The organism is Pseudomonas sp. TS_SC_3, from assembly GCF_056156225.1.
In genome coordinates this window covers 2,046,376-2,070,425 of record NZ_CM149586.1, presented here as the reverse complement: position 1 = coordinate 2,070,425, position 24,050 = coordinate 2,046,376, and the positions used below count along the sequence as shown (strand labels likewise).

At 58.3% G+C, this 24,050-nt stretch carries 19 protein-coding genes and 1 pseudogene; 6 read left to right on the top strand and 14 right to left on the bottom strand.

The window, feature by feature from the left end:
• Positions 1 to 15: 15 nt before the first annotated feature.
• The 5 genes from pepN to AC0J6G_RS10015 all read left to right on the top strand — a co-directional run bounded on the left by pepN (position 16) and on the right by AC0J6G_RS10015 (position 10,355).
• Complete coding sequence (gene pepN / locus AC0J6G_RS10035) at positions 16 to 2,691, top strand: aminopeptidase N (protein WP_475247350.1); 2,676 nt, start codon at positions 16 to 18, stop codon at positions 2,689 to 2,691.
• A gap of 631 nt (positions 2,692 to 3,322) precedes the next feature.
• The gene (locus AC0J6G_RS10030; RefSeq protein ID WP_475247348.1) at positions 3,323 to 5,266 is read left to right on the top strand and encodes a DUF1302 domain-containing protein; all 1,944 of its coding nucleotides are present in this window, start codon (positions 3,323 to 3,325) and stop codon (positions 5,264 to 5,266) included.
• Positions 5,267 to 5,332: 66 nt separating this feature from the next.
• Positions 5,333 to 6,703, top strand: a complete 1,371-nt coding sequence (locus AC0J6G_RS10025; RefSeq protein WP_475247346.1) for a DUF1329 domain-containing protein — start codon at positions 5,333 to 5,335, stop codon at positions 6,701 to 6,703.
• A gap of 196 nt (positions 6,704 to 6,899) precedes the next feature.
• Entirely contained in the window at positions 6,900 to 7,985 is a 1,086-nt protein-coding gene (locus AC0J6G_RS10020; RefSeq protein ID WP_475247344.1) for a WD40/YVTN/BNR-like repeat-containing protein, read from the top strand.
• 15 nt (positions 7,986 to 8,000) lie between these two features.
• Positions 8,001 to 10,355 carry an efflux RND transporter permease subunit gene (locus tag AC0J6G_RS10015; RefSeq protein ID WP_475247342.1) on the top strand — a complete coding sequence of 785 codons (2,355 nt, stop codon included), beginning with the start codon at positions 8,001 to 8,003 and terminating at the stop codon, positions 10,353 to 10,355.
• Positions 10,356 to 10,691: 336 nt separating this feature from the next.
• Here the strand turns inward: AC0J6G_RS10015 and AC0J6G_RS10010 are convergent, their stop codons facing one another.
• The 10 genes and pseudogenes from AC0J6G_RS10010 to AC0J6G_RS09965 all read right to left on the bottom strand — a co-directional run.
• Positions 10,692 to 12,332, bottom strand: coding sequence for a BatD family protein (locus tag AC0J6G_RS10010; RefSeq protein WP_475247340.1), 1,641 nt, complete (start codon positions 12,330 to 12,332; stop codon positions 10,692 to 10,694).
• Positions 12,329 to 14,092, bottom strand: coding sequence for a VWA domain-containing protein (locus AC0J6G_RS10005; protein ID WP_475253675.1), 1,764 nt, complete (start codon positions 14,090 to 14,092; stop codon positions 12,329 to 12,331). Before AC0J6G_RS10005 ends, AC0J6G_RS10010 begins: the two co-directional genes overlap by 4 nt.
• A 5-nt stretch (positions 14,093 to 14,097) precedes the next feature.
• Entirely contained in the window at positions 14,098 to 15,129 is a 1,032-nt protein-coding gene (locus AC0J6G_RS10000; RefSeq protein ID WP_475247338.1) for a vWA domain-containing protein, read from the bottom strand.
• On the bottom strand, positions 15,122 to 15,616 hold the full coding sequence (locus AC0J6G_RS09995; RefSeq protein ID WP_475247336.1) for a DUF4381 domain-containing protein: 495 nt from the start codon (positions 15,614 to 15,616) through the stop codon (positions 15,122 to 15,124). The genes AC0J6G_RS10000 and AC0J6G_RS09995 overlap by 8 nt, the downstream gene beginning before the upstream one ends.
• Positions 15,613 to 16,554, bottom strand: coding sequence for a DUF58 domain-containing protein (locus AC0J6G_RS09990; protein ID WP_475247334.1), 942 nt, complete (start codon positions 16,552 to 16,554; stop codon positions 15,613 to 15,615). Before AC0J6G_RS09990 ends, AC0J6G_RS09995 begins: the two co-directional genes overlap by 4 nt.
• A 5-nt stretch (positions 16,555 to 16,559) precedes the next feature.
• Entirely contained in the window at positions 16,560 to 17,540 is a 981-nt protein-coding gene (locus AC0J6G_RS09985) for an AAA family ATPase (RefSeq protein WP_475247332.1), read from the bottom strand.
• A 31-nt stretch (positions 17,541 to 17,571) separates the two neighbouring features.
• Positions 17,572 to 18,636, bottom strand: coding sequence for a tyrosine-type recombinase/integrase (locus tag AC0J6G_RS09980; RefSeq protein WP_475253673.1), 1,065 nt, complete (start codon positions 18,634 to 18,636; stop codon positions 17,572 to 17,574).
• Positions 18,537 to 18,872 carry a hypothetical protein gene (locus tag AC0J6G_RS09975; protein WP_475247330.1) on the bottom strand — a complete coding sequence of 112 codons (336 nt, stop codon included), beginning with the start codon at positions 18,870 to 18,872 and terminating at the stop codon, positions 18,537 to 18,539. The genes AC0J6G_RS09980 and AC0J6G_RS09975 overlap by 100 nt, the downstream gene beginning before the upstream one ends.
• Before the next feature lie 140 nt (positions 18,873 to 19,012).
• On the bottom strand, positions 19,013 to 19,624 hold the full coding sequence (locus tag AC0J6G_RS09970; RefSeq protein WP_475247328.1) for a hypothetical protein: 612 nt from the start codon (positions 19,622 to 19,624) through the stop codon (positions 19,013 to 19,015).
• A gap of 512 nt (positions 19,625 to 20,136) precedes the next feature.
• A pseudogene (locus AC0J6G_RS09965) lies at positions 20,137 to 21,274 on the bottom strand (DNA cytosine methyltransferase); the annotation flags it as partial.
• 109 nt (positions 21,275 to 21,383) lie between these two features.
• Between AC0J6G_RS09965 and AC0J6G_RS09960 the strand changes: the two are divergent.
• Positions 21,384 to 22,154, top strand: a complete 771-nt coding sequence (locus AC0J6G_RS09960) for a hypothetical protein (RefSeq protein ID WP_475247326.1) — start codon at positions 21,384 to 21,386, stop codon at positions 22,152 to 22,154.
• A 28-nt stretch (positions 22,155 to 22,182) separates the two neighbouring features.
• On the opposite strand, the gene AC0J6G_RS09955 is transcribed toward AC0J6G_RS09960, so the two are convergent.
• From AC0J6G_RS09955 to AC0J6G_RS09940, 4 genes are read right to left on the bottom strand one after another with little or no spacing between them, the layout of a single operon-like run.
• The gene (locus tag AC0J6G_RS09955; RefSeq protein WP_475247324.1) at positions 22,183 to 22,500 is read right to left on the bottom strand and encodes a hypothetical protein; all 318 of its coding nucleotides are present in this window, start codon (positions 22,498 to 22,500) and stop codon (positions 22,183 to 22,185) included.
• Positions 22,500 to 22,898 (bottom strand): hypothetical protein, encoded by a 399-nt coding sequence (locus AC0J6G_RS09950; protein WP_475247322.1) that lies wholly within the window; start codon positions 22,896 to 22,898, stop codon positions 22,500 to 22,502. Before AC0J6G_RS09950 ends, AC0J6G_RS09955 begins: the two co-directional genes overlap by 1 nt.
• A 46-nt stretch (positions 22,899 to 22,944) precedes the next feature.
• Positions 22,945 to 23,412, bottom strand: a complete 468-nt coding sequence (locus AC0J6G_RS09945) for a single-stranded DNA-binding protein (protein ID WP_475247320.1) — start codon at positions 23,410 to 23,412, stop codon at positions 22,945 to 22,947.
• Between the two features lie 20 nt (positions 23,413 to 23,432).
• Positions 23,433 to 24,050 carry a lambda exonuclease family protein gene (locus tag AC0J6G_RS09940; RefSeq protein ID WP_475247319.1) on the bottom strand — a complete coding sequence of 206 codons (618 nt, stop codon included), beginning with the start codon at positions 24,048 to 24,050 and terminating at the stop codon, positions 23,433 to 23,435.

The following is a 24,050-nucleotide window of genomic DNA, read 5'->3' as shown; positions in this document are numbered from 1 at the left end:
AAAGGGCCACAAGCCATGCGCACCGAACAGCCGAAGATGATCCACCTCAAGGACTACCAGGCCCCGGATTATCTGATCGATGAAACGCACCTGACCTTCGAGTTGTTCGAGGACCACACCCTGGTGCACGCGCAACTTGTGATGCGCCGCAACCCGGCTGCCGGCAGCGGTCTGTCGGAAGCCCGCATGCCGCCGCTGGTGTTGGACGGTCAGCAGCTTGAGCTGCTCAGTGTGGCGCTCGACGACCGCGAGTTGACTGCGGACGATTACCAGCTAACGGACAGCCACCTGATCCTGCAGCCCACTAGCACTAGCTTTGTGATTGACAGCAGCGTGCGCATCCACCCGGAGAGCAACACCGCGCTGGAAGGGCTGTACAAGTCCAGTGGCATGTTCTGCACCCAGTGCGAGGCGGAGGGCTTTCGCAAGATCACCTATTACCTCGACCGCCCGGACGTGATGAGTAAATTCACCACCACCCTGAGCGCGGAGCAGCACCGCTACCCGGTGCTGCTCTCCAACGGCAACCCGATTGCCAGCGGCAGCGAGGAAGGCGGTCGTCACTGGGCGACCTGGGAAGACCCGTTTATGAAACCGGCCTACCTGTTTGCCCTGGTCGCCGGTGATCTCTGGTGTGTCGAAGACAGCTTCACCACCATGAGCAAACGCGACGTGGCGCTGCGCATTTATGTCGAGCCGGAAAATATCGACAAATGCCAGCACGCCATGGACAGCCTGAAAAAATCCATGAAGTGGGATGAAGAGGTCTACGGCCGTGAATACGACCTCGACATCTTTATGATCGTCGCGGTCAACGACTTCAACATGGGCGCCATGGAAAACAAGGGCCTGAATATCTTCAACTCCAGCTGCGTACTGGCCCGCGCCGAAACAGCGACCGACGCCGCCCACCAGCGCGTTGAGGCTGTGGTGGCCCACGAGTATTTCCACAACTGGTCGGGCAACCGCTTGACCTGCCGTGACTGGTTCCAGCTGTCGTTGAAAGAAGGCTTTACCGTATTCCGCGATGCCGAGTTCAGTGCTGACATGCACTCGCGCACGGTTAAGCGTATTGAAGACGTAGCCTACCTGCGTACTCATCAATTCGCCGAAGATGCCGGCCCAATGGCCCACCCGGTTCGCCCGGATGCGTACATGGAAATCTCCAACTTCTACACCCTGACGATTTATGAAAAGGGCTCGGAAGTGGTGCGCATGATCCGTACCTTGGTCGGTGCTGAGGGCTTCCGCAAAGGCAGCGACCTGTATTTTGCGCGACATGATGGCCAGGCCGTGACCTGTGATGACTTTATTCGCGCGATGGAAGAGGCCAATGGCATCGACCTGACCCAGTTCAAGCGCTGGTACAGCCAGGCCGGCACGCCGCGTCTGGAAGTCAGTGAAAGCTACGACGCCGCTGCCAACAGCTATCGCCTGCACTTCCGTCAAAGTTGCCCCGCCACGCCGGGGCAGGCGGAGAAGCTGCCTTTCGTGATTCCCGTTGAGCTGGCGCTGCTTGATGTACAAGGCCGTGAGCTGGGCCTGCAGTTAGTCGGTGAAGATGCCGCAGTAGGAACTGCTCGTGTACTGCAGGTGACCGAGGCCGAGCAGGCGTTCACCTTTGTCAATCTGGCAGAGCAACCGCTACCGTCCCTGCTGCGTGGCTTTTCCGCGCCGGTCAAACTGAGCTTCCCCTACAGTCGCGATCAACTGATGTTCCTGATGCAACACGACAGTGATGGCTTTAACCGCTGGGAAGCGGGGCAGCAACTGGCCGTGCAGGTGCTGCAAGACTTGATCGGTCAGCATCAACGTGGCGAGCCGCTACTGCTCGACCCGCGCTTGGTTGAGGCTTTCCGTAGCCTGTTGGCGGATGACTCGCTGGATCAGGCCATGGTCGCCGAAATGCTTTCCCTCCCAGGGGAGGCGTATCTGACTGAAATCAGCGTGGTGGCCGACGTTGAGGCGATCCACGCGGCGCGAGAGTTCGCCCGTCAGCAACTGTCGGATGCGCTGTTTGATCTGCTGTGGCAGCGTTATCAGCGCAACCGTGAGGTTTCCCGTACCAGTACGTATGTGGCGGCAGCGGAGCATTTTGCCCGGCGCAGTCTGCAGAACATCGCGCTGTCCTATCTGATGCTCAGTGGTCAAGCCGAGGTGTTGGCGGCGTGTTTGGAGCAGTTCGAGAACGCGGACAACATGACCGAGCGCCTGGCGGCCTTGGCCGTGCTGGTCAACTCGCCGTTTGAGGTCGAAAAGGCCGTTGCTTTGACCAGCTTTGCTGATTTCTTCAAAGACAACCCACTGGTCATGGATCAGTGGTTCAGCGTGCAAGCAGCTTGCGCCTTGCCGGGTGCGCTACAGCGTGTTGAGCAGTTGATGCAACACCCGGCATTTACCCTGAAAAACCCGAACAAGGTGCGTGCCTTGATCGGTGCATTTGCCGGGCAAAACCTACAGGGCTTCCATCAGGCCGATGGCAGTGGCTACCGCTTCCTGGCCGATCAGGTGATCACCCTGAATGCCCTCAACCCGCAGATCGCTTCGCGGCTGTTGGCTCCACTGACCCGTTGGGCTAAATATGGCAGCGCCCGTCAGGCTCAGATGAAAGCTGAATTGCAGCGCATTCTGGCCTCGGGGGAGTTGTCCAGTGACGTCTATGAAGTGGTGAGCAAGAGCCTGGCGGATTAGTAGCAGCGCCGTAACAGGGTGGGGTGTCAGCACCCCACATAAAGGTCTGCGCCAGTCGCTGGTCTGCTTTTTGAACCACTGTCGTAATACTTAAGACCTATGCAGCGGATCTATGTGCAATGCATAGATCCGCAGGTTTTCATTCAGGCCTCATTAATCACAGAAAAGTGTTACTCGCTCAGGGCAGGTAACACTTTTTTGTTACCTGCCCAAGTACAAGATAAGCCTATGTGGTTTTTATTGGCTGTTCAGCTTGACCTCAGCTGAATAGCTTGAAGCGTCTGGCCGCTCTATCTGGAGGGTGAGTGGCAGAATGCGCCAGATCGTAGGACAAAATAAGCTAAATACGGTTTTGTCATTCGTCATTTGTTTGCTGGATGATCAGTCAGGTTACGGTTTGTCGGTGCTAGTTATGCATCAGGTTATTTTTTATACGCTTGTTTGAATTGGCACCATGGTTGCAGATGCTAAGCGGATTTGACCTCGTCATGGTGCATGCCAGCAGTGAGGTGCGTGTAAGCGCGTTGGGGTTGCCCTCCAATCAACATGTAAGGTCGTCATCAGTACGGCCATAACGTACCCCGGCAGTTGGGGTGCAAAAAAGATGATCCGTACACGGAGAAGCGTTTCGATGGAATTTAAGTCCCGTAAGCCCGTATTGCGTTTTGCGCCTGCCAAGGCAGGTTTTGCTTTTGTTGGCATTCTTCCTTTGCTGGTGGCCGCCCATGCCCAAGCTGTGGAATTCAGCTTCGCCGACAATGAAATCACCGGCTCCATCGACTCAACCGTGTCCTACGGTCAACTCTGGCGCGTACAGGGTCAGGACAAGACTAACAACGACATCAACACCAACGACGGTAACCGTAACTTCGATACCGGCCTAGTTTCTGAAGTGTTCAAGATCACCACTGACATGGAAGCGCGCTATCAGAACTACGGCGTTTTTGTCCGTGGTACAGCGTTCTATGACACCCAGATCATGGATAAACGCAACGATTATCTGAGCCAGAACAACCCCTCGCAGCCAAGCCAGAGCTTTCCGCGCGACAACAGCTTTACTTATGAGACTCGCCATAAGGCCGGCCGTGGCGCACAAATTCTTGATGCCTACCTATATGGTAATTGGGATATTGCGGATATGCCGGTCACTGGGCGTATTGGTAAGCAGGTGTTTAACTGGGGCGAAGGCTTGTTTTATCGCGGTGGTATCAACACCACCAATCCTCTGGACGCGGCTAAGTTTCGTCTGCCGGGTTCAGAACTGAAAGAAGTACTAGTGCCAGTCGAGGCACTGAGCTTTAACCTCGGCCTGAGCGATAACCTGTCGATGGAGACTTTTTACCAGTTCAACTGGAAAGAAAGTGCTATTGACCCGGTTGGGACTTTCTTTTCTGAAACTGATCTATTTGCCGATGGCGGTAATACGGCTTACAACGAGAGTGGCGCATTGGCCGGGTTGTTGACGCCTAATCCTTTACTTGGGGGTGGGACGGTTTATGGCCTTGCCTCCCAAAATCCTCTTACTGGTTTGAGAGGCAGTAAATATGCCAATGCCAATGCATTTAAGGTTGCAGAAATTGGTAGTGATATAAATGCAAAAAACGATGGTCAGTATGGTGTTAACTTCAAATATATCGCCGAAGAGTTAAATTCGACGGAGTTCGGTGCTTACTTTGTCAACTACCACTCCAAAGAGCCTTATATCTATGCAGATGTAAATAGCGCCTATGATGGTATTACACTCGCTGAGTATGGGCAGATTTTGGCTTCGCCAGGGGTGGGAGGTAGTGCAACTACTGCAGGCGGTCTGTTGGCGATAGATCTTGGTAATCAGATCCAGGCGCGTCGCGAATACGCAGAAGATATTCGGATGTACGGTTTCAGTTTTAACACCACTGTTAACGAGACCTCAGTGTTTGGTGAAGTTGCTTATCGCCCGAATATGCCAATTGGCATTGCAGCCACTAACGATGCTCTAGGGCAGTTCCTTGGGCAGGCTACTCGTTTCGCTCTTGGCCAAAAAATCAATGTTGCTGGTCAGGAACTGTCCATGGGTGGACAGTTGCATAATAATGAACGCGTAGAGGCCTTCAATACCTCCTTGGGCGCGATCCATAACTTTGGCCCAGTCTTGAGTTTTGATTCTCTTTTCGGTATTGCTGAGTTGGCGTCCGAGCATTTGCGTGGTAGTGATCTGAAATACACGGATTACGAAGGTGAACTTCGCTACTATGCTGGCCGCGGGAATAGCTCCTATATCAGTGGTGCGGATCGCGATGATCAAGTTAACAAGAATGCCTATGGGTATACCTTGGTACTCTCGGGTACTTGGAACGACGTATACGCTGGCGTGAACGTTTCTCCTTATGCTGTGTACAAGGACGACTTCGAGGGTAATTCGCATCAGACCGGTAACTTCATCGAAGGGCGCAAGGCGTATACCCTTGGTGTAAAAGCCAGCTACCTGAATAGCTTGGAGGCTGAACTGGCGTATACCGAGTTCTTCGGCGGTGGTCAGAACAACGGCAGCCGCGACCGCGATAATGTCGGCGTCAACGTCAAGTACTCCTTCTAAACATAACTGGAAAATACCGAGTGCCCACGGGCGCTCGGTTGATGACTTATTTCACGGAGAATTAAGATGCTGAAAAAGCACACGCTGATAGGGGCTGCTATTGCGCTGGCCTTGTCCGCAGGCAGCGCGCTGGCTGCAGTTTCGCCTGCAGAGGTGGCCAAGTTGGGCGCAAGCCTCACCCCGTTTGGTGCAGAAAAAGCCGGTAACGCAGCCGGTACCATTCCTGAGTGGACTGGCGGTATTACTAAAGCCCCGGCCGGTTACACCAAGCCTGGCCAGCACCACGTTGATCCTTTTGCTGATGACAAGCCGTTGTTCACCATCACCAAAGCCAACTTGGACCAATACAAAGACAACCTGACCCCAGGTCAGGTTGCGATGTTCAACACCTACCCCAATAGCTACCAGATGCCGGTCTACCAGACCCGTCGTTCCGGTTCGGCGCCGCAGTGGGTGTATGACAACACCATCAAGAACGCCAGCACCGCCAAGTTGCTCGATGGCGGTAACGGCTTCTCCGACGCCTACGGCGGCATCCCGTTCCCTATTCCACAAAATGGCGTTGAAGCGCTGTGGAACCACATCGCACGCTACCGTGGTACCTACATTGTGCGTCGCGCATCGGAAGTGGCCGTGCAGCGTAATGGCAGCTACTCGCTGGTGACCTCGCAGCAGGAAGCCATGTTCAAGTTCTACGACCCAAAAGGGACGGCAGCTGACCTGAACAACATCATGTTCTACTACCTGTCCTTCACCAAGAGCCCGGCGCGTTTGGCTGGCGGTGCAGTACTGGTACACGAAACTCTGGATCAGGTAAAAGAGCCACGTCAGGCGTGGGGTTATAACGCCGGTCAACGTCGCGTGCGCCGTGCGCCAAACCTGGCTTATGACACCCCGATCGCGGCGGCTGATGGCTTGCGCACTGCAGACGACACCGACATGATCAACGGCTCGCCAGATCGTTATGACTGGAAGCTGGTGGGCAAGAAGGAAATCTACATTCCCTACAACAGCTACAAAGTCACCAGCCCAGACGTTAAGTACAAGGACCTGTTACAAGTGGGTCACCTGAACCCAGCCATGACGCGCAACGAATTGCACCGTGTGTGGGTGGTTGAGGGCACGTTGAAGTCAAGCGCGCGCCACATCTACTCAAAACGTACCCTGTTCCTTGATGAGGACAGCTGGCAAGCGGCAGTGGTTGATCAGTACGACGGTCGTGGCGAGCTGTGGCGCGTCTCGATTGCCTACCTGAAAAACTACTACGACCTGCCGACCACGTGGTCTGCGCTGGATACCTTCCACGACCTGCAGGCGCGCCGTTACCACGTGCAGAACTTGGATAACGAAGAGCCAAGCACCATCGACTTCAGCCAGGCTGTGCCGGATGACGGTTATTTCAAGCCTGCTGCACTGCGTCGCCGTGGCACGCGTTAATTCGCGACTCGATTAAGCAAAAGGCCGCTACTGTTGTAGCGGCCTTTTGCTATTTGTCAGTCGAACAGGGCATGGTAGACGGCCGGGTTTAACAAAACATAACGTCGCGCTGATTGTCAGGCCTTTTGAAAGCTCAGTAGGATAGGTGCACTGCAATTAAGCCTAGTGCGACCTATAAGAATAAGGGGGAAGGTATATGAGTGAGCCCGTTATGCGGCGCACCCGAACCGGTCATGCTGTGGGGTTTTCCCGCACGCCGGTGCTCCGCCACTCACCGATAGCCAAAGCGTTGTCGCTGTGCGGTGTGCTATCCATGCTGATGCTTGCCAGTGCGCCACTGCAAGCGGCCAGCGATGAAAACAGCAAGTTTTCAGTCATGTCTGCCAAAGCCTCACACACGCTTCTGCTCGATGTAGCCAGCCTCGGTAAGCGCCTGGTCACCGTCGGTGATCGCGGGCACATCCTCTTCTCCGATGACAATGGCGCGAGCTGGGTTCAGGCCAAGGTGCCAACCAAGCAGATGCTCACTGCCGTGTTTTTTATCGATGACAGCCATGGTTGGGCGGTGGGTCACGATGCACAGATTCTTGCCAGCACCGATGGTGGCGCTACCTGGGTCAAGCAGTTTGAAGACCTTGAGCGTGAAGCACCGCTGCTGGATGTCTGGTTCAAGGACCACAACACCGGTTATGCCGTCGGTGCTTACGGCGCCTTGTTGGAAACCACCGATGGTGGTGCCAACTGGGAAGACGTCAGCGACCGCATGGACAACGAAGACGCCTATCACCTCAACGCCATTGTCGAAGTCAAAGACGCCGGCCTATTTGCGGTGGGCGAGCAGGGCGTGATGTTCCGCTCCCCAGACTGGGGGCAAACCTGGGAAACCCTCGAAGGCCCTTATGAAGGTTCACTATTCGGTGCCCTAGGCACTGATGAGGCCGGCGCGCTGCTGGTGTATGGCCTTCGTGGGCATCTGTTCCGTTCGGCCGACTTCGGTACCACCTGGCAGGCGATCAGCCTGAATACTGCGAACAACGGCCCGTTGGAATTTGGTCTGGCTGACGGCAATCGTCTGCCCGATGGTTCCATTGTGGTGGTTGGGCATGGCGGTACGGTACTCAAGAGCACCGACAACGGCCGCACTTTCAATGTGACCAATCGTGCCGACCGGCTTTCGCTGGCAGGCGTTGCAGCAATGGAAAACGGCAATCTGATTCTGGTAGGGCAGGGTGGCGTTCACGCGGCTGCGCCTACTGGCGCCGATCTGGGCCAACAACAATAAGCCGGGAGCCTTTGCATGAGTAAGCATCAACAACAACCTGCCTCCTTTTTGGAGCGGTTGATCTTCAACAATCGTCCGGCCGTGATTCTGCTGTGCTTGTTGATCAGTCTGTTTCTGTTCTTCCAAGCGGCGCAAGTGCGCCCGCAAACCAGCTTCGAGAAGATGATTCCGCTGGGGCATCCCTACATCCAGAAGATGCTTGAGCACCGCAACGACCTGGCGAACCTGGGCAACACCGTGCGTATTTCGGTGGAAGCGGTGGATGGCGACATCTTCAGCAAGGAATACATGGAGACGCTGCGTCAGATCAACGACGAAGCCTTCTATATTTCGGGTGTCGACCGTTCCGGCCTGAAGTCGCTGTGGAGCCCAAGCGTTCGCTGGACCGAAGTGACTGAGGAAGGCTTTGCCGGCGGCGAAGTGATCCCGCAAACCTATGACGGTTCCTCCGAAAGCCTTGAGGAGCTGCGCAGCAACATTCTCAAGTCCGGGCAGATTGGTCGTCTGGTGGCTAACAACTTCAAGTCCAGTATCGTCGACTTGCCGTTGCTGGAGACCTACGCCGACCCTGAAGACCAGAGCAAGCAGATCCCGCTGGATTACCAGAAGTTCTCCCACGAGCTGGAAGAGAAGATCCGCGACAAGTACGAAGCGCAGAACCCCAATGTCAAAATTCACATCATCGGTTTCGCCAAGAAAGTTGGCGACCTGATCGATGGCCTGATGGGTGTGGCGCTGTTCTTTGCCGTGGCGATTGCCATCACCTTCGTTCTGTTGCTGTGGTTCACTCACTGCTTCAAGAGCACACTAGCAGTGGTTTTGACGACACTGATCGCGGTGGTTTGGCAGCTGGGTCTGTTGCATACCTTGGGCTTCGGGCTTGACCCCTACTCGATGCTGGTGCCGTTCTTGGTCTTCGCCATCGGTATTTCCCACGGCGTGCAAAAGATCAACGGCATCGCCATGGCCTCTGGCGAGGCAACGGATTCGTTGTCAGCCGCGCGGATGGCTTTCCGCCAGCTGTTTATCCCGGGCCTGGTGGCGCTGCTGTCGGATGCTGTGGGCTTTATCACGCTCTTGCTGATCGATATCGGTGTAATCCGCGAGCTGGCCATCGGTGCATCCATGGGTGTGGCGGTTATCATTCTGACCAACCTTATTCTGTTGCCGGTGATGATCTCCTACGTCGGCATCAGTAAGAAGGCGGTGAGAATCAGCCGTGAAGACGCTGAAAAAGATCATCCGTTCTGGCGCTTTATCTCCAACTGCGCGCACCCGATGGTGGCGCCGATTTCCGTAGTGGTAGCAGTCATCGCCCTGGCGGGTGGCGTCTGGTACGGGCAGAACCTGAAGATCGGTGACCTCGATCAGGGCGCGCCTGAGCTGCATCCGGATTCGCGCTACAACCTGGATAACGATTTCGTCATCCGCAACTACTCCACCAGCTCCGATGTACTGGTGATCATGGTCAAGACGGCGGCTGAAGGCTGCTCGACTTACCCGACGTTGTCGGCCATGGATGAGTTGATGTGGAAGATGGAGAACACCGAAGGCGTGCAGTCGGCCATCTCTATGGTCACCGTGTCGCGCCAGGTGATCAAAGGCATGAACGAGGGCAACCTGAAATGGGAAACCCTGTCGCGTAACCAGGACGTGCTGAACAACTCCATTGCCCGCGCCGACGGCCTGTACAACGGCGATTGCTCGGTGGCGCCGGTGCTGGTGTTCCTCACCGACCACAAGGCAGAAACCCTGTCGCGTGCGGTCAAGGTGGCGGAAGACTTTGCCAAGGAAAATAACAAGGACGGTCTGGAGTTCATCCTGGCAGCTGGTAACGCCGGTATCGAAGCGGCTACCAACGAAGTGATCGCCAAGTCTGAGACCACCATGCTGCTGGCGGTATACGCTGCAGTCGGCATCATGTGTCTGCTGACCTTCCGTTCCTTCGCGGCGACGCTGTGCGTGATGCTACCGCTGGTACTGACATCGGTGCTGGGTAACGCCCTGATGGCCTTTATGGGCATCGGTGTGAAGGTGGCAACCCTGCCGGTAATCGCCCTGGGTGTGGGTATTGGTGTTGACTACGGCATCTATATCTACAGCCGTCTGGAGACTTACCTGCGTCAGGGGCTGTCGCTGCAGGACGCCTACTACGAAACCCTCAAGTCGACCGGTAAAGCCGTGTTGTTCACCGGCGTCTGCCTGGCGATCGGCGTAGCGACCTGGATCTTCTCGGCGATCAAGTTCCAGGCCGATATGGGCCTGATGCTGACCTTTATGTTCCTCTGGAACATGATCGGCGCGATCTGGCTGCTGCCTGCACTGGCCCGCTTCCTGATCAACCCGGAGAAGCTGCGCAACAAGGCCTAAGCCGACTACGCAGTAGCAACACTAAAAACCGCGGCCTTTGGGTCGCGGTTTTTTATTGCCTGGGCGTTAGGTTGGTATTTGGTTGTGAGGTGCGCCGCGCCGGCGTGTGGTCCGGATTGAGGGAGAGGGCGTGCAGGTGAATGGTGTCAGGCCTAAGCAGCTGATTGGACAAATTCGCTCCCACATGGGCTATGTGCCACTTATTGTTCGAGGTAAACGCGCTTAGCGTTCGCTGGGTTATTCGGCACAGCGTTTACAGCCGCATTCAACCGCGGTGTAGAGCAGCACTCCAACCCAAACATAGCGGCGCTGCGGCCTGCGCTGCAAGGCTAGCGCTTAGCGCGGGTACAGCGGAGGCAATGCGCTGCTGTCTGGGTTGGTGGTGCTTTCGAGGTCCTCAATGGCAGGCAGGCTGCGAATCGCCAGCCACAGATTACGGCCTTGCCAATGCTGGCCGCTCTCGCTGTACAGCGCGCCATTCAGGCCGTCGAGCGCGTCAGACAGCGGGGTAAAACGTGCTGCCATATCGGCGAGGGTTTCCGGTTGTTGCCGGGCCCAGGCGTCCAGCGCGTGGCGGGTGGCTTGCGAGTCGTTAGCCAGGCAGGTGCGCTTGAGGTCTTCGAGTAAGTCGCGCGGGCTGGGGCCTGTTTGCTGGTTGGGCATTACGGCAGGCTGCCGGCGTGCGCGCCACCAGAGGGTAAAGCCGAGCAGGGTGGTCAGGCTCAGCAGCCCCGTACTCAACTGCCAGGGCCACAGCGGCACTGTCGGGGCGCTAACGGGGGCAGTTTGTACTGCATCGACTGTTAGGTTTTCCAAGCTTGGGTTGGCGGCCACTTGCAGGGTGCGCGCCGGCACGCTGCTGCGCTCCAGTTGATCGGTCGCGGTATTCCACCACAGCACTTCCACAGCCGGTAGGGCGATGGTGCCCTCACGATTGGCCACCAGCGCTTCGCGTTCTTCACGGCTGGCGACCAGCCCGTTGTCATTGGCCTGGTTGGCCAACTGCGGTTGATCGGGGTAGCGCCGCAGGCCGGCAACCTCTGTGGCCGGTAGGGGCGGCAATTGCGCGCTGGACAGGCCTTCAACTTTGAGCAGCAAGCTGCGAGTCAGTGATTCTCCAACGCGGGCGGCCTCCGGTTGCGGGCTCCATACTTCACTCAAGCTGAGGGCTCGCGCTGGTAGCCAAGGGGCATTCGCCGGGTAGCTGGCCGGTTTGGCTTTGACCGTCAGTGGGATTTGCGGTGACCTGACCCGTACCACCTTGCCCGGGCGCGGGCCGAACGGGTTGTAAGCGTTACTGGCGGTACGATCAACCGCTGTCGCGGAGAAAGCCTGCGACGGGATCATCAGTGCGCCACTTTGCTGGGGGAAAATCGCGTAGCGCAGCTCGATTACGCCATGGCGTATGCCATTGATGTCTTTCTCATAGGTGCGTGGTTCACCCAGCGGTTCAATCCGCGCCTGAGGCATTTCCAGGGGGCTTAGGCTGCTGTCGTCATACAGCGAAACGGAGTGGTAAATACGCAGCGTGAGCACGGTTTGCGCCTGCACGTAGACGCTTTCCTGATCCAGGCTGGCATCGATAAATACCGGCGCCATCCGGTTGTTATCAGCCTCTGTAGCCTGCTGTACGTGTAGGGTGATCGGTGCGCTTTGCAGTTGCCCCAGGCTCAGCGGCGGGATCACCACGTAACCACTGTGCTTGGGTTGCAGGGTGATGATCCAGCGGGTACTGGCCTGAGCACCACTGCCATCGTTAGTCAGGCGATTGACTTGGCGGGTGCCGAGGACCTCGAATAACTCGTTGAGGGGCTGCAGGTCCGGTTTACCGAATAGCGTGGTGTCCTGTGACTCCAGGGTGAGTTCTACGCTTTCACCGGCATTCAGGCGGGTGCGGTCGACAGTGGCGTTCAGGCTCTGCGCGCTGGCGTTCAGGGCCAGCAGGCCGAGTAAAAGGGTACAGAGCAGTCGGCTCATTGCAGTTGTTCCTGGCGCTGTTGTTGTTCCAGCCTGAATTTACGCCGCAGCAGCTCACCCGGATCGTCGGGGATCTGCCGCAACCATTGTTCTAATGCCTGACGCCGCTCGCCGTCGAGAGTCGGTTCGGCGTTGGCGATTTGTTCTTCCTTGCTCTCGCTGTCGTCTTCGGCGGGCGAAGCAGGTGGTGTCTCGGTGCCATCGTCGTCAGGGCTGGGTTGTGCGGGCTGTTGGCTCGGTTCTGCCGGTCCTTGCTGAGCTTCTGCCGGCGAGGCGGGCGGTTGTTCGCTCTGCTGCTGAGCATTCTGTTCGGGCTGGCCCGTTTGCGGCTGCTCAGTCGGCAGATTTTGCGCGGCGCTGGAGGATTCTGAGCTGTCTGGTTGATCGGGTTGCTGCTGCTTTTGCTGCAACAAGCTTTCTACCAGGGCTTTGTTTTTTTGCGCCTGGCTCAGATCTGGCTGCAACTCCAAGGCTTGGGTATAGGCCTCGATGGCAGCTTCTAACTCATTACTGCGCGCCAGGGCGTTGCCACGGTTGTAGTGGTCGCTGGCGCTTTCGGCATGGGCGAAACGCTCTGCGGCCGCCGCGTAATCACCCGCTTGATACAGCGCCAGGCCTTGCCAGCGCGGGTCGTTAAAGCGTTGCGCGGCTGCCGCCGGTTGTTGCGCCTCAAGCAGGCGCAGGCCTTGTTGGTCGGCACGCAGCCAGAGGTCGTCGAAGCTGAAGGCGTAGCTGTTCTGCGGCAGGCCTAGCAAAAACAGTGGCAAACACAGCAGCCAGCCCCGACGCGCGGCACAGGCAGCGAGTAATAACAGCGGCAACAGCAGCCAGTGGCTTTGGTCAGCCCAGGCTTGTAGGCGGGTTAGTTCGCCATCGCGGCGCAGCTGTTGCGGTGCATCGAGCAGGCCCAGGTTGCGCAGGTCGCGATCATCCAGTGTCATGCCCTGGTATTGCCCGCCGAGTTCATTGGCAACGCGTTTGAGGCCATTGCTGTCCAAACGCGGCAGAAGAATGGTGCCCTGAGCATCCTTGAGGAATGAACCGTCTTCCTGAATGATCGGCGCGCCCTGGGCGCTGCCGATACCGAGAATACGCAGGCGTTCACCACGGCGGCCAAGCGCCTGGCTCATACCCTGACGCTCCGTTTCGCTGATGCTGCTGGTCAGTAACACCATACGGCCGTTGCCCTGGGCGCCTTGTTCGAGTAGCTGCAGCGCCTTGACCACGGCCAGATCGGCGCGTTTGCCAGGCTCCGGCATGATTCCTGGGCTTAGTGCGTCAAGTAGGTTACGGCTGGTGGCCAGGTCATCGGAGAGCGGTACCACGGTGTGTGCGCTACCGGCGTAGACGACGATGGCGGTTTGCGCATCTTGTCGCGTCGTCAGCAAATCGAGCAGTTTGCGTTTGGCCTGGGCCAGGCGATTGGGTGAGGCGTCGCTGGCGAGCATCTCGGGAGTCAGTTCCAGCAGTACCACCAGCGGGTCGGCCGGCTTGGGGTTTTGCTGCTCGATGCGTTGCCAGCTCGGGCCGAGCAGCGCCAACAATGCCAGCAGCCAGGCCAAACCGAGGGCCAGCCAGGGCAAGCGACTGTTGCGCCCGCCGGTTGCCGTCAACAGGGCCGCCTGGAATGCGGCTGGCAGCAGGGCTTGCCAGCGACCTGCGCGTTTTTTTCGGTGCCAGAGCTTCCACAGCAACACGCCCAGTAGCGGGGCCAGCAATAACCAGAAAGGGCGCTGCCAGTAAGGCCAGAGGCTGCTCAGTTCACTCATGACTGTTTGCCCCGCAGCGCTGCCAGTGGGTTACGCCAGCGTTGATGCAGTGTTGGCCAGAGCGTTTGGCTGACCAGCAGCACGCTCAATACCAAGGCCAAAGCCAGCGGCCAAGGGTAGAGAGGCAGTGTCGGGCGCGCCAGGGTTGGTTTTTGCGCCACCGGCTCCAGGCGGTCGAGGGTGGCTTCGATGGCTTGCAACTCTTCGCTGTCGCGCGCACGGAAGTATTCGCCGCCGGTGGCGTCAGCAATCGCGCGCAGGCTCGGTTCGTCCAGGTCTATGCCGGGGTTAAAGCCCAGCATGCCGAGTACGCCGCCTTGTTCGGGGTCGGCGCCGATGCCAATAGGGTAAATGACGATGCCTTCTTCGGCAGCCAGGCGTGCGGCGGTCAAGGGGTCGATTTCGCCGCCATTGTTGGCGCCGTCGGTGACCAGCACCAGCACGCGGCTCTGCGCTGGGCGCTCGCGCAGTCGCTTGACCGCCAGGCCAATGGCATCGCCGATGGCGGTCTGCGGCCCGGCGATGTTCTTCTGCGCTTCATCCAGCCAGGTGTGCACGGTCTGCCGGTCGAAGGTGAGTGGCGACTGCAGGTAGGCACGGCTGCCGAACAGGATCAGGCCGACCCGATCGCCCTCGCGGCCATCGATGAAATCGCCGAGCAGGTGTTTGACTAGGGTCAGGCGACTGACTTCCTGGTCTTCCCAGATCATGTCGGCGTAATCCATGGAGCCAGAGACATCCACCGCCAATAGCAGATCACGGCCGCTGGCGGGTAATGGCAAGGGTTCGCCCAGCCATTGTGGGCGGGCGCAGGCGAGCAACAATAGGAGCCAGATCAGCCCAAAGGGCGCTTGTTGGCGTAAGGCCGGTAGACGCGGCCGCGCGCGGCGGCCGCTGAGGCTTTCCAGTTCCGCCAGAAAGCTGACCTTCAAGGCGGCCTCACCACTGTCTGCAGGCGGCAACCAAGCACGCAGTAGCCACGGCAGCGGCGCAAGAAGAAAGACCCAGGACCAGGCAAACTCAAACATGTTTGCGAATCCATATCGCTACGGCCTGGTTCAGCCCGGCGATGGCCTTGTCATCCAAGCTGCAATGCGGGCGATAGGCCCCTTCAACCAGGATCATCCAGCGGGTTAAACCGGCTGCGGGGCAGCGGCTGTCGAGAAAGGCCAGCCAGGCGCGGCTACTCAGTGTGTGGCTGTGGCTTTGCGGGTAACGCTCGCGGCACAGGCGCTTAAGAATCGCGTTGAGGTGTTGCAACCAAGGCCCGGCATCAACGCCGTCGTAAGGTTTTTTCAGTTGGTCGAGTTCCACCAGTGCGGCTTGGCGCAAGGGATCAAGAGGCGCTTCAGCCTGCGTGCCCGCTGTTTTGCGCGGCAACTGTTTAAGTAACTTAACGCCCCCCCACAGTAGCAACGGCAGCAGCAGTGCCAACAGCCACCAGCCGGGCGCCGGTGGCCACCAATTGATGGGCGGCGGGGTGATCAGGGGTTCGAGCTGATCCAGCGGGTTCACAGGGTTTTCCTCGCCCGCTGGGCATTTAGATGCTCACGCAGCTGCTCAACCATTTCGCTTTGAGTATTCAGGGCCAGTAACGGCACGCCGAGCTTTTGCGCCAAGCGCTGCCAGCGCGCCTGCCGTGCATCGGCCAGGCTGCGGTAGGCCTGGCGCAGTTCGGCGTCTTGGGTATCCAGTTCCAGCTGCGCACTGTGTTCGGTAAAGCGCAGCAGGCCGGCGTTGGGCAGTGCATGGTCGAGGGCATCAGAAAGCGGCAGCAGCAGCAGGTCGGTATGCCGTGCCAGCAGCTGTAACTGCTGTTCGCTGCTGTCATTAAGGGTGCGCTCATCACACAGCACCACCACCAGGCTCCCCGGGCGCAGCACTTCGCGCGCACGGCGCAGGGCCAGGCCGAAACTGTCGCGCACGCCCTGGCCGTCGTTGTTTAACGCCTGATTGGCTTTAGCCAAGCGGCTAAGCAGTTGCAAGAGGCTTTGCTTGCTGCGCCGCGGTTTGATTTCGTGGTGTTCCAGGTCGCCAAACACCAAGCCGCCGATGCGGTCGTTGTGGCCCAGCGCCGCCCAGCCAATCAAGCTGGCGGCCTGGGCGGCGAGTACTGACTTGAACATCAGCCCCGAGCCGAAAAACAGTTGCCGGCTTTGTTCGACCATAATGTAGATCGGCCGCTCGCGTTCCTCATGGAACAGCTTGGTGTGCGGTTCTTGAGTGCGCGCGGTCACGCGCCAGTCGATGGTGCGCACATCGTCGCCGGGCTGATAAACCCGCACCTGGTCGAAGTCCACACCGCGCCCGCGCAGTTTGGAGTGGTGCAGGCCAATCAGCGGGCTGCGCTGCGCTGGGGTAGAAAACAGCTGCACCTCACGCACACGGTGACGCATCTCGATCAGTTCACCGAGGCTGACGCGGATGCCGTGTTGGGTGGGCTGGTCGTGCATGACGATTAGGCGACCGCTACAACGTCGAGAATGCGCTGCACCACACGGTCTTGGTCGATGCCGGCGGCTTCTGCTTCAAACGACAGAATGATGCGGTGACGCAGCACGTCGAACAGTACGGCCTGGATATCTTCCGGGCTGACGAAATCCCGCCCGGCCAGCCAGGCATGCGCGCGCGAACAACGGTCCAGGGCAATTGAGCCGCGCGGGCTGGCGCCGTAGGCAATCCACTCCGCCAGCTCGGGGTCGAACTTGGCCGGGGTGCGCGAGGCCATTACCAGTTGCACCAAATACTCTTCCACGGCATCGGCCATGTACAGGCCAAGGATTTCCTGGCGCGCGGCAAAGATTGCCTGCTGGCTGACTAACTGCTCTGGCTTGGTTTCGCCGTTGAGCGCCTCGCCGCGAGCTTGGGCAAGGATTTTGCGCTCCACGCTGGCGTCGGGGAAACCAATCTTCACGTGCATCAGGAAACGGTCGAGCTGGGCTTCGGGCAGCGGGTAGGTACCTTCCTGCTCGATGGGGTTCTGCGTGGCCATCACCAGAAACAGTGGCGACAAATTGTAGGTGCTGCGTCCAACACTGACCTGGCGCTCGGCCATGGCTTCGAGCAGTGCCGATTGCACCTTGGCCGGCGCGCGGTTGATCTCGTCGGCCAGCACCAGGTTGTGAAAAATCGGCCCTTGCTGGAAGACAAAACTGCCGGTCTCCGGGCGATAAATCTCGGTGCCGGTGATGTCGGCGGGCAGCAGGTCCGGGGTGAACTGAATACGGTGAAACTCGGCCTCGATACCTTCAGCCAGTTCCTTAATCGCCTTGGTCTTGGCCAGCCCAGGAGCGCCTTCAACCAGCATGTGGCCATCGGCAAGCAAGGCAATCAGCAGCCTTTCGATGAGTTTTTCCTGGCCGAGGATCTGGCTTGAAAGAAAATGTCGCAGCTCAAGCAATGCGCCCCGATGGTTCGGGCCTTTCACGTCATCTGTCATTTTCTAAATACCAATTTTGTACCAATTCGCCTTAAAGCTTGTTCAGCTCGGTCCAATCTGACGCAGAGCTGAGCCACTTGGCATATGTCGTGAGAAGCATCTGAACGCTATGGCCAAGCTGGCCGGCGATAAATGCAGGGTTCATGCCCGCCATAAGGCACATGGTCGCATAAGTGTGGCGGGCATCGTACTGACGCCGTGCGCGAATTTTCAATGCGGCCAGTGCCAGTTGGAAGTAATGCTTGGGCGTGTTCTCGGAGCGGATGTATGGACCACTGCCGTCGACGGGTGCGAAAACAAACTCTCCGTCGTGCAGCTGCTTGGCCACGCCAAGCGCGTGAAGTGCCCGCTCATTCAGCAGAACCTCGCGCGTGTACTTGGTTTTAATCCGTTCTTCGATGTTGCCGTCGGACACCAGGCGGCAGATATGTGCGCGGCGCTCGGCCTCCTTGACCTCTGAACGCTTGAGCGCCAATTGCTCGCAGGGCCGCAGCCCAGTGTAGAAAGCAAACTCAAAGTAAGCCGCATACATGCGGAGCGGCCCCGCCAGGTTGTCGTACAGCCAGGCGATCATCCTGTCGGCTTCCTCGCGCGTAAATGGGTCGACCGGCCGACGCGGCACCTTTGACCGAGGGATCGAGGCTGCCGGGTTGCGGCCGGTCAACTCGTCAGCCACTGCAGAGCGGAAGATGCTGGCGAGAAGTACCGTGCTGTTTTTACGGTGCGACGGTGACGCCCAGGATATAGCAGCCGCCACCTTGCGCAGATCGGCCGCACTGATCATATCAATGCGCTTACTGCCCAGGTGCGGTACCCATATGTTGTTGAGGATGCTGCAGTAATTGCGGCGGGTTGCTTCGACTATCTGCCGGCTGTCTATCCACAGCTGGGCGTACTCAGTGAAGGTTGGCTTGAGTGACGCCACGGCATAGCTGGAGTTGGGGAAAAGCTCAGCGTACTTATCTTCGCTGAGCATGTTCAGTTTCTTGAGCTGGGCTACTTGATCACGGATTGCGACGGCCGCGGCAATACCCTTTGGCGTTTGCGGATAGGGGAGGGTTTCACAGCGACGCGAACCTGCCCAGGTGAACCGTATCCGGAGTTTATCGCCGACGGGCTCGATGCCAGCAGGCCACTCCATTGGCTTTCTAGCCATTCGTTATACCTCGCGATGCTAAACATGATGCGACCATGTACTAGGAGCCATACCCCTTCTGGAATGAGGCCGCGCTGGCGACGTCGCTCCAGTGCTTTCTGTGTGGTGCCAATGATTTCGGCCATCTTGCCTTCAAAGACAAAGCCGGCTGCCTCCACCTTTTCTGCTGTCTTCATAGCTCTCTCCACCCAGCGCGGCTGGGGAGTGTGGGTTAATCCATTCGTTGGAATGAGTTACTTGTTGGTGATGGGTGTGCAGCGCAGGCACTGGCATTCGGCTGCAGGCAGGCGCTGGGTGCGGCAGTAGGTGGGGCGGCTCATGGGCGGTTCTCTGCTCCGCAATTCGGGCATGTGGTGTAGTTCTGGTATTCGGTGATGAATCGCCCGCACGGCTCGCAGCGATAGCGTTGGCGCCTGAACTTCTGCGGCTTGATCTTCTTCAGTTTCAAGCTGACCTCAGCTAGCGCCTGCGGATGGTCAAGCAGTCGGGCCTGCACAACGCGCCGGCTTTTGCTGTCGATGTAGCTCGCCGGCCAGATGACGCTGCCGCCGATTGCTTCGGAGGTGCTGAAGATTCGGGCATGCTTCAGGTTGGCGGTGTAGCCGTTATCCAGCGAGCTGCGCCACAGCAGATCGTTACCGTCCCAGTCGCGTGGCGCTGCGGCGTAGTAGCCGGCCGTGAGGTCAGCTTGTTCTGCTTCGAGGCGGGATATGTACTGGTGATCTACGCCCACATCAGCCCAGCGGCGAACGTATGCGACCGGCCACGGCAGGTCGGTTTCGCGGCATTCGTACTGACTAACCGCCTGCTCGCGGCTGAATTGCTCGGCTTCGTCCAGGTTTGAGGTGTAACCGCCGCCGTTGCGCCAGAACATCGCCCGGCTTCCGACGTTGCTACGGCTGTCTTGCAAGTAGAAGAGGTCGGTCATGCGGCAATGCCTGCGCGATATGCTTTCAGTTCATCCCGATGAGCCTTGAGCGCTGCTTTATAGCTGGCCTTCGCCTCTTTCTTAGTGCGGCACCATTCACCGCCCACTTCGGAATGAACGCGACTGTAGCGGCAGCGTGACATGCGGTATTCGAACGAACCCCAGCGGCCTCTTTGCTGATACTCCGGTTTCATCGGCCCCAAGAGCCAGTCACCGAATGGGTCGTTCGATTCGTATGCGCAATACTCATCCCAGTTGGTGCGTTTCTTTGGGGGCGGTGCTTCCGGGCTCAGAAGCGCAACAGCATCAACGCCAGCCGGCGTTACGTTGAACCAAGGATCGCCACCGCTAAGTGCCGAACCTGCGCGCTCCCTCATGTAGCCAAGTGACATAAGCTCTCGGCAGCGCTCAACATCGATGCCGCCGGCAACATAGTGATTGCGGAATTGATTACCCTGACCGTACTCATCGACGCCAAGCTCTGCGGTTGCGCCACCTTCCCGGCCACGCAATGCGACCGAGACAATCGGCTGCCCCCGTCCAGTGCCATCCTCGCTGCCATCGAAGCCATCGGCTTTCAGTGTGTGGGTAATGTCGCCGGTTACGCATACAGCGTGCTGGCTAGCTTGATCAAGCGTGTACATCGGCGCATCACTGGTGATGCCCAAGCCGTTCTGATCCTTCCCGCGTGTGGCGTTCTGGATTGCGAAGACTGCATTCTCCTGCCCGCTGTTACGACCAAGTGTGTGCGCTTGCTCATAGCGAAGGTCGGGGTCTTGGGTGCCGTGAACGCAAAATGTCTCGACTTCAAAGTCGCACTTCTGCCCTTTCGCCACCAAGCAAGCAGCCACGTCTACAGGGCCGCTAGTTCTGCCCCCCCCCGTATGCGCTGACCGATTGAAGCTGGCCGGCTGTGCTTCCGCAGTCTGGTGTTCCGCCACGCCGGCCAAGGCTTGCCGTAATTGATCCGGCAACGTCTTCCCCCTCGCCTCGGCGCGGCGCAGTATCCCGGCGCACGCCTTCGCGCTCAAAAAGTACCGCGGCGGGATCGAACCCTGCTCTAGCACTTGCGATAACGAACACACGGCGGCGGCGTTGGGCCAGGCCGAAATATTGGGCGTCAAGAACCCTCCACGCGATTGTTCTTTTGGGTCCATACACACAACCAGCGTCCGCCCACCTTTTCCCTGCTGGCTGCAGCTCACAGTCTTCCCCAGCAAGCGCGCCAAGAAAGCATCCGAAGGCGTTGCCTTTGTCGGAAAGGACACCAGGGACGTTTTCCCAAACGATAACGGCCTCGGGCTCACCTCTTCGAGTGCGAATAAGGTCTGTTGCATCGGCTAGCTCCACGTATTTAATTGTCAGGGCACCGCGCGGATCAGCAAGGCCTTCGCGCATGCCTGCCACGCTGAATGCCTGGCAGGGCGTGCCACCAACCAGAATGTCAGGAGCTGATATGCGGCCCGCCAGCACCTGCGCGGCCAGCTTGGTCATATCGCCCAGGTTCGGCGTGTTCGGGTAGTGATGAGCAAGAACTGCAGAGGGGAATGGCTCAATTTCTGCGAACCATTCAGCCTGCCAGCCCAACGGGTGCCAGGCGCAGGTGGCCGCTTCGATGCCGCTGCATACTGAGCCGTATGTGATCGGCATAACTTTCTCCAAGCAATAGCAGCCCGTTGCGCTGCTGGCGCTGGGCTTGTTAATTGAAAATTGGGGGTGGCAATATGCCGGCTATAAACCAACGATCAGGGATAGATAAATGATTCTGAAAACATTGCTTCCGCTAATACTGCTTAGCCTTTCTCTGAAAGCATTTGCGGCTCTACCTTCTGCGACGTTTGATCAGCGCTCCTTCGAAGCTATCGAGTATGCATGGGCGCAGAACCAAGCTGGCTTCGCCGCTGACTTGGCCGGCCTGCAGCCCGGATCTCCAGAGGCCAGTTTCATCCTTGGGCGTTACATGGCTGCTGCTTTCGAGGGTGCTGGGTACAGTCTCGATGAAACGCTTTACACATACACCTCGCAGGCTGGGCCAGGCTCCATCAACATGCACCAATTCATGCAGGCGCTTAATCTTGGGAGCATATTGATTCAGCTAGGTCAGCCAGAGCTGGAAGCGGCCTATCTTCAGTCAGGAGCCGTATCCCAAAGGACGATCCAGACTATTGCCAAATTTAATCCTGATGCCCCTATCACAGAGGCCGATTACTTCATTGAAGGCGATACCAACCCGTTCCCGATTGCTGAAGATGCCAGCCGTAATAGCTACCGCAAAATTGGCCGGATAATTCATGGTGAGGACGAATGGCAGGGCTGGATTGTCTTTGCTCCTGGTCAGTTGGCTAGTGGCAGTACTTACGCAATCGGGATTGTTGAGACCGCCACAATGGATGAGGGTCTGACCTCTATTCTCGGGCGATTAGCTGATGCGAAGAGCTTAGTGAAGGTCCAAGGCGCTACTGTTCGAAATCCCGGGGCAGATGTTTTTATTGATCGCTCCCAAGATTTCCTTATCCAAACCCTTAGATAAGTCGCGGCATTTTCTTTTGCTAAATCGATCAGCGCTGGTCGATTGCATCAAGTGCTGCGCTTCGCATCGCACCCTGGTGGTATAGGTCTCGCGCCACGTTTTCGGTTATCTCGAAAGTGTGGCGCGGGGTTTTGAGTGCATGGGCTGAGCCTTCCGGACCGAGGGCATGCAGGTTGATGATCATGTTCTGGACGGCTTCGGATATAACCGTGATGCCGTGCCAGCGCATGAGGTCGGCAAGCATGGCGCGCGTGCCAGGGCGTACCTTGTTGCGCAGTTCTTCCTCGCCGGCTGCTGCCGCCTTTTTTGCCGAGTTCGCTGAGCGCTCCTGGGTGGACTTGGCCATCACGCCTCCAGATCAGTTTGGCGGCCGCGTGGGATGCGGTGGGTCCAGATCATGTTGAGCACGTACTTGGGCGTGAGCTTTGGCGTGAAGGGCGCTTGGTCGGCGATGTCTTCAATGGTCAGGCCCTTGCCGGCCAGCTCGGTGATGGCGGCGATCTTTCTTTGCTTGAGCACCATGTTGGGCCGTGGCTTGCGCTCGCCTGCCGTCTTGCGCACACGCACCACCGGGATTGCCTTGGGCTTGTCGGGGCAGTTGATGCGGAAAGCCGGCATGGGCTCGTTGCCGATGCGGATGGGCAGCGTTTGAACGGGGCCGTTGTGGGCTTCGAATGCGGCCATTTTGGCGGCCAGGTTGTGGCGCAAGCTGTTGCGCGCCTCGATGCTTGATTGGTCGATCATGGGGTGACTCGCAAAGAAAAGGGCGCTGTGTGCGCCCTGGTGTTGGTTAGATGAGAAGGCAGCGGATGCCCCGATAGGGGTCCGCGAAGGGAATGTCGTCATCGAAGCTGTCGAAGTCAGAGGCCGCTGCTTGCTGGGCTGGCTGAGGGCGCGGCGCCTGCTGGCGTTGCTGCTGCGGCTGCTGCCCTTGCTGCTGTGGCGGGCTGCCGGCGAACTCGATGTTGCTCACCCGGCCCACCAGCTTGAAGCCCTGGGAGTGGTCTGCCTTGGTGAAGGTTTCGATATGCACCTCATCCAGGGTCACGCCGACCTGCTGGCCTTTAAGCAGGTAAGGCGCCATGGCCTCGCCGCGTTTGCCCCATAGCGCCGCATCAACCCACTGCACAGGCTTCTTGTTGTCTACCTTCTTGCCATACTCAAAGGCCAGCGAAAGCGACACCACCGCATCGCCAGCAGCGGTATAGCGAACCTCTGCATCCCGACCGATCCGGGCAACTCCGAACATCTGGGCCATGCGGCCTCCTACTTGACTGATTAAGCTGCAATGCCGAGAACGCGATGCATGCGCTCTTCGAGCAATTCGTGGAAGGTTTTGACGCGCTCAGCGATCTTGCGAATCAGAACCTCATCCCGGTAGGCGCGCTTTACAAACATCGGCATTCCAGGCCAGTAGCTGATGAAGTCGATCCACTCGCGCTCGGCCACCCACAAACCGCCCTGGCACTGCGCGATGTGATCTTTCGGCACCTCGCCAGCCAGGATCACGCCGACTTGAAACTTGGGTAGCTTGGTTTTGATTTCAGTCAGCCCATCAGGGCCGACAAGCGCGTCTGGCGAGTAGCCAATGCCGTGATTGAGGATGATCCCGACAGCCTGTGTCGTGACTTCTTCGCGCGCCTCGTACAGGCCGCGTGCTACGCCTTCCAACTCATGACCGCGAATCGTGGCCTTGGTCTGGAATGGAAGCTCAGCCGCCTCACCAGTGATTCGCTCGCCGATCAGTTGGTCCATATAGGTGAACGCCGCCACGCCAAAGCCTGCTTCACCCTTGCCAGCCACCAGCAGGGCGTCCAGCTCGGAACAGGTGACGATGCCAAGTCGCATTGCCAGCCATTCAGGCGTGCCCTGATCAATGTCGGTAATTATCTGCAT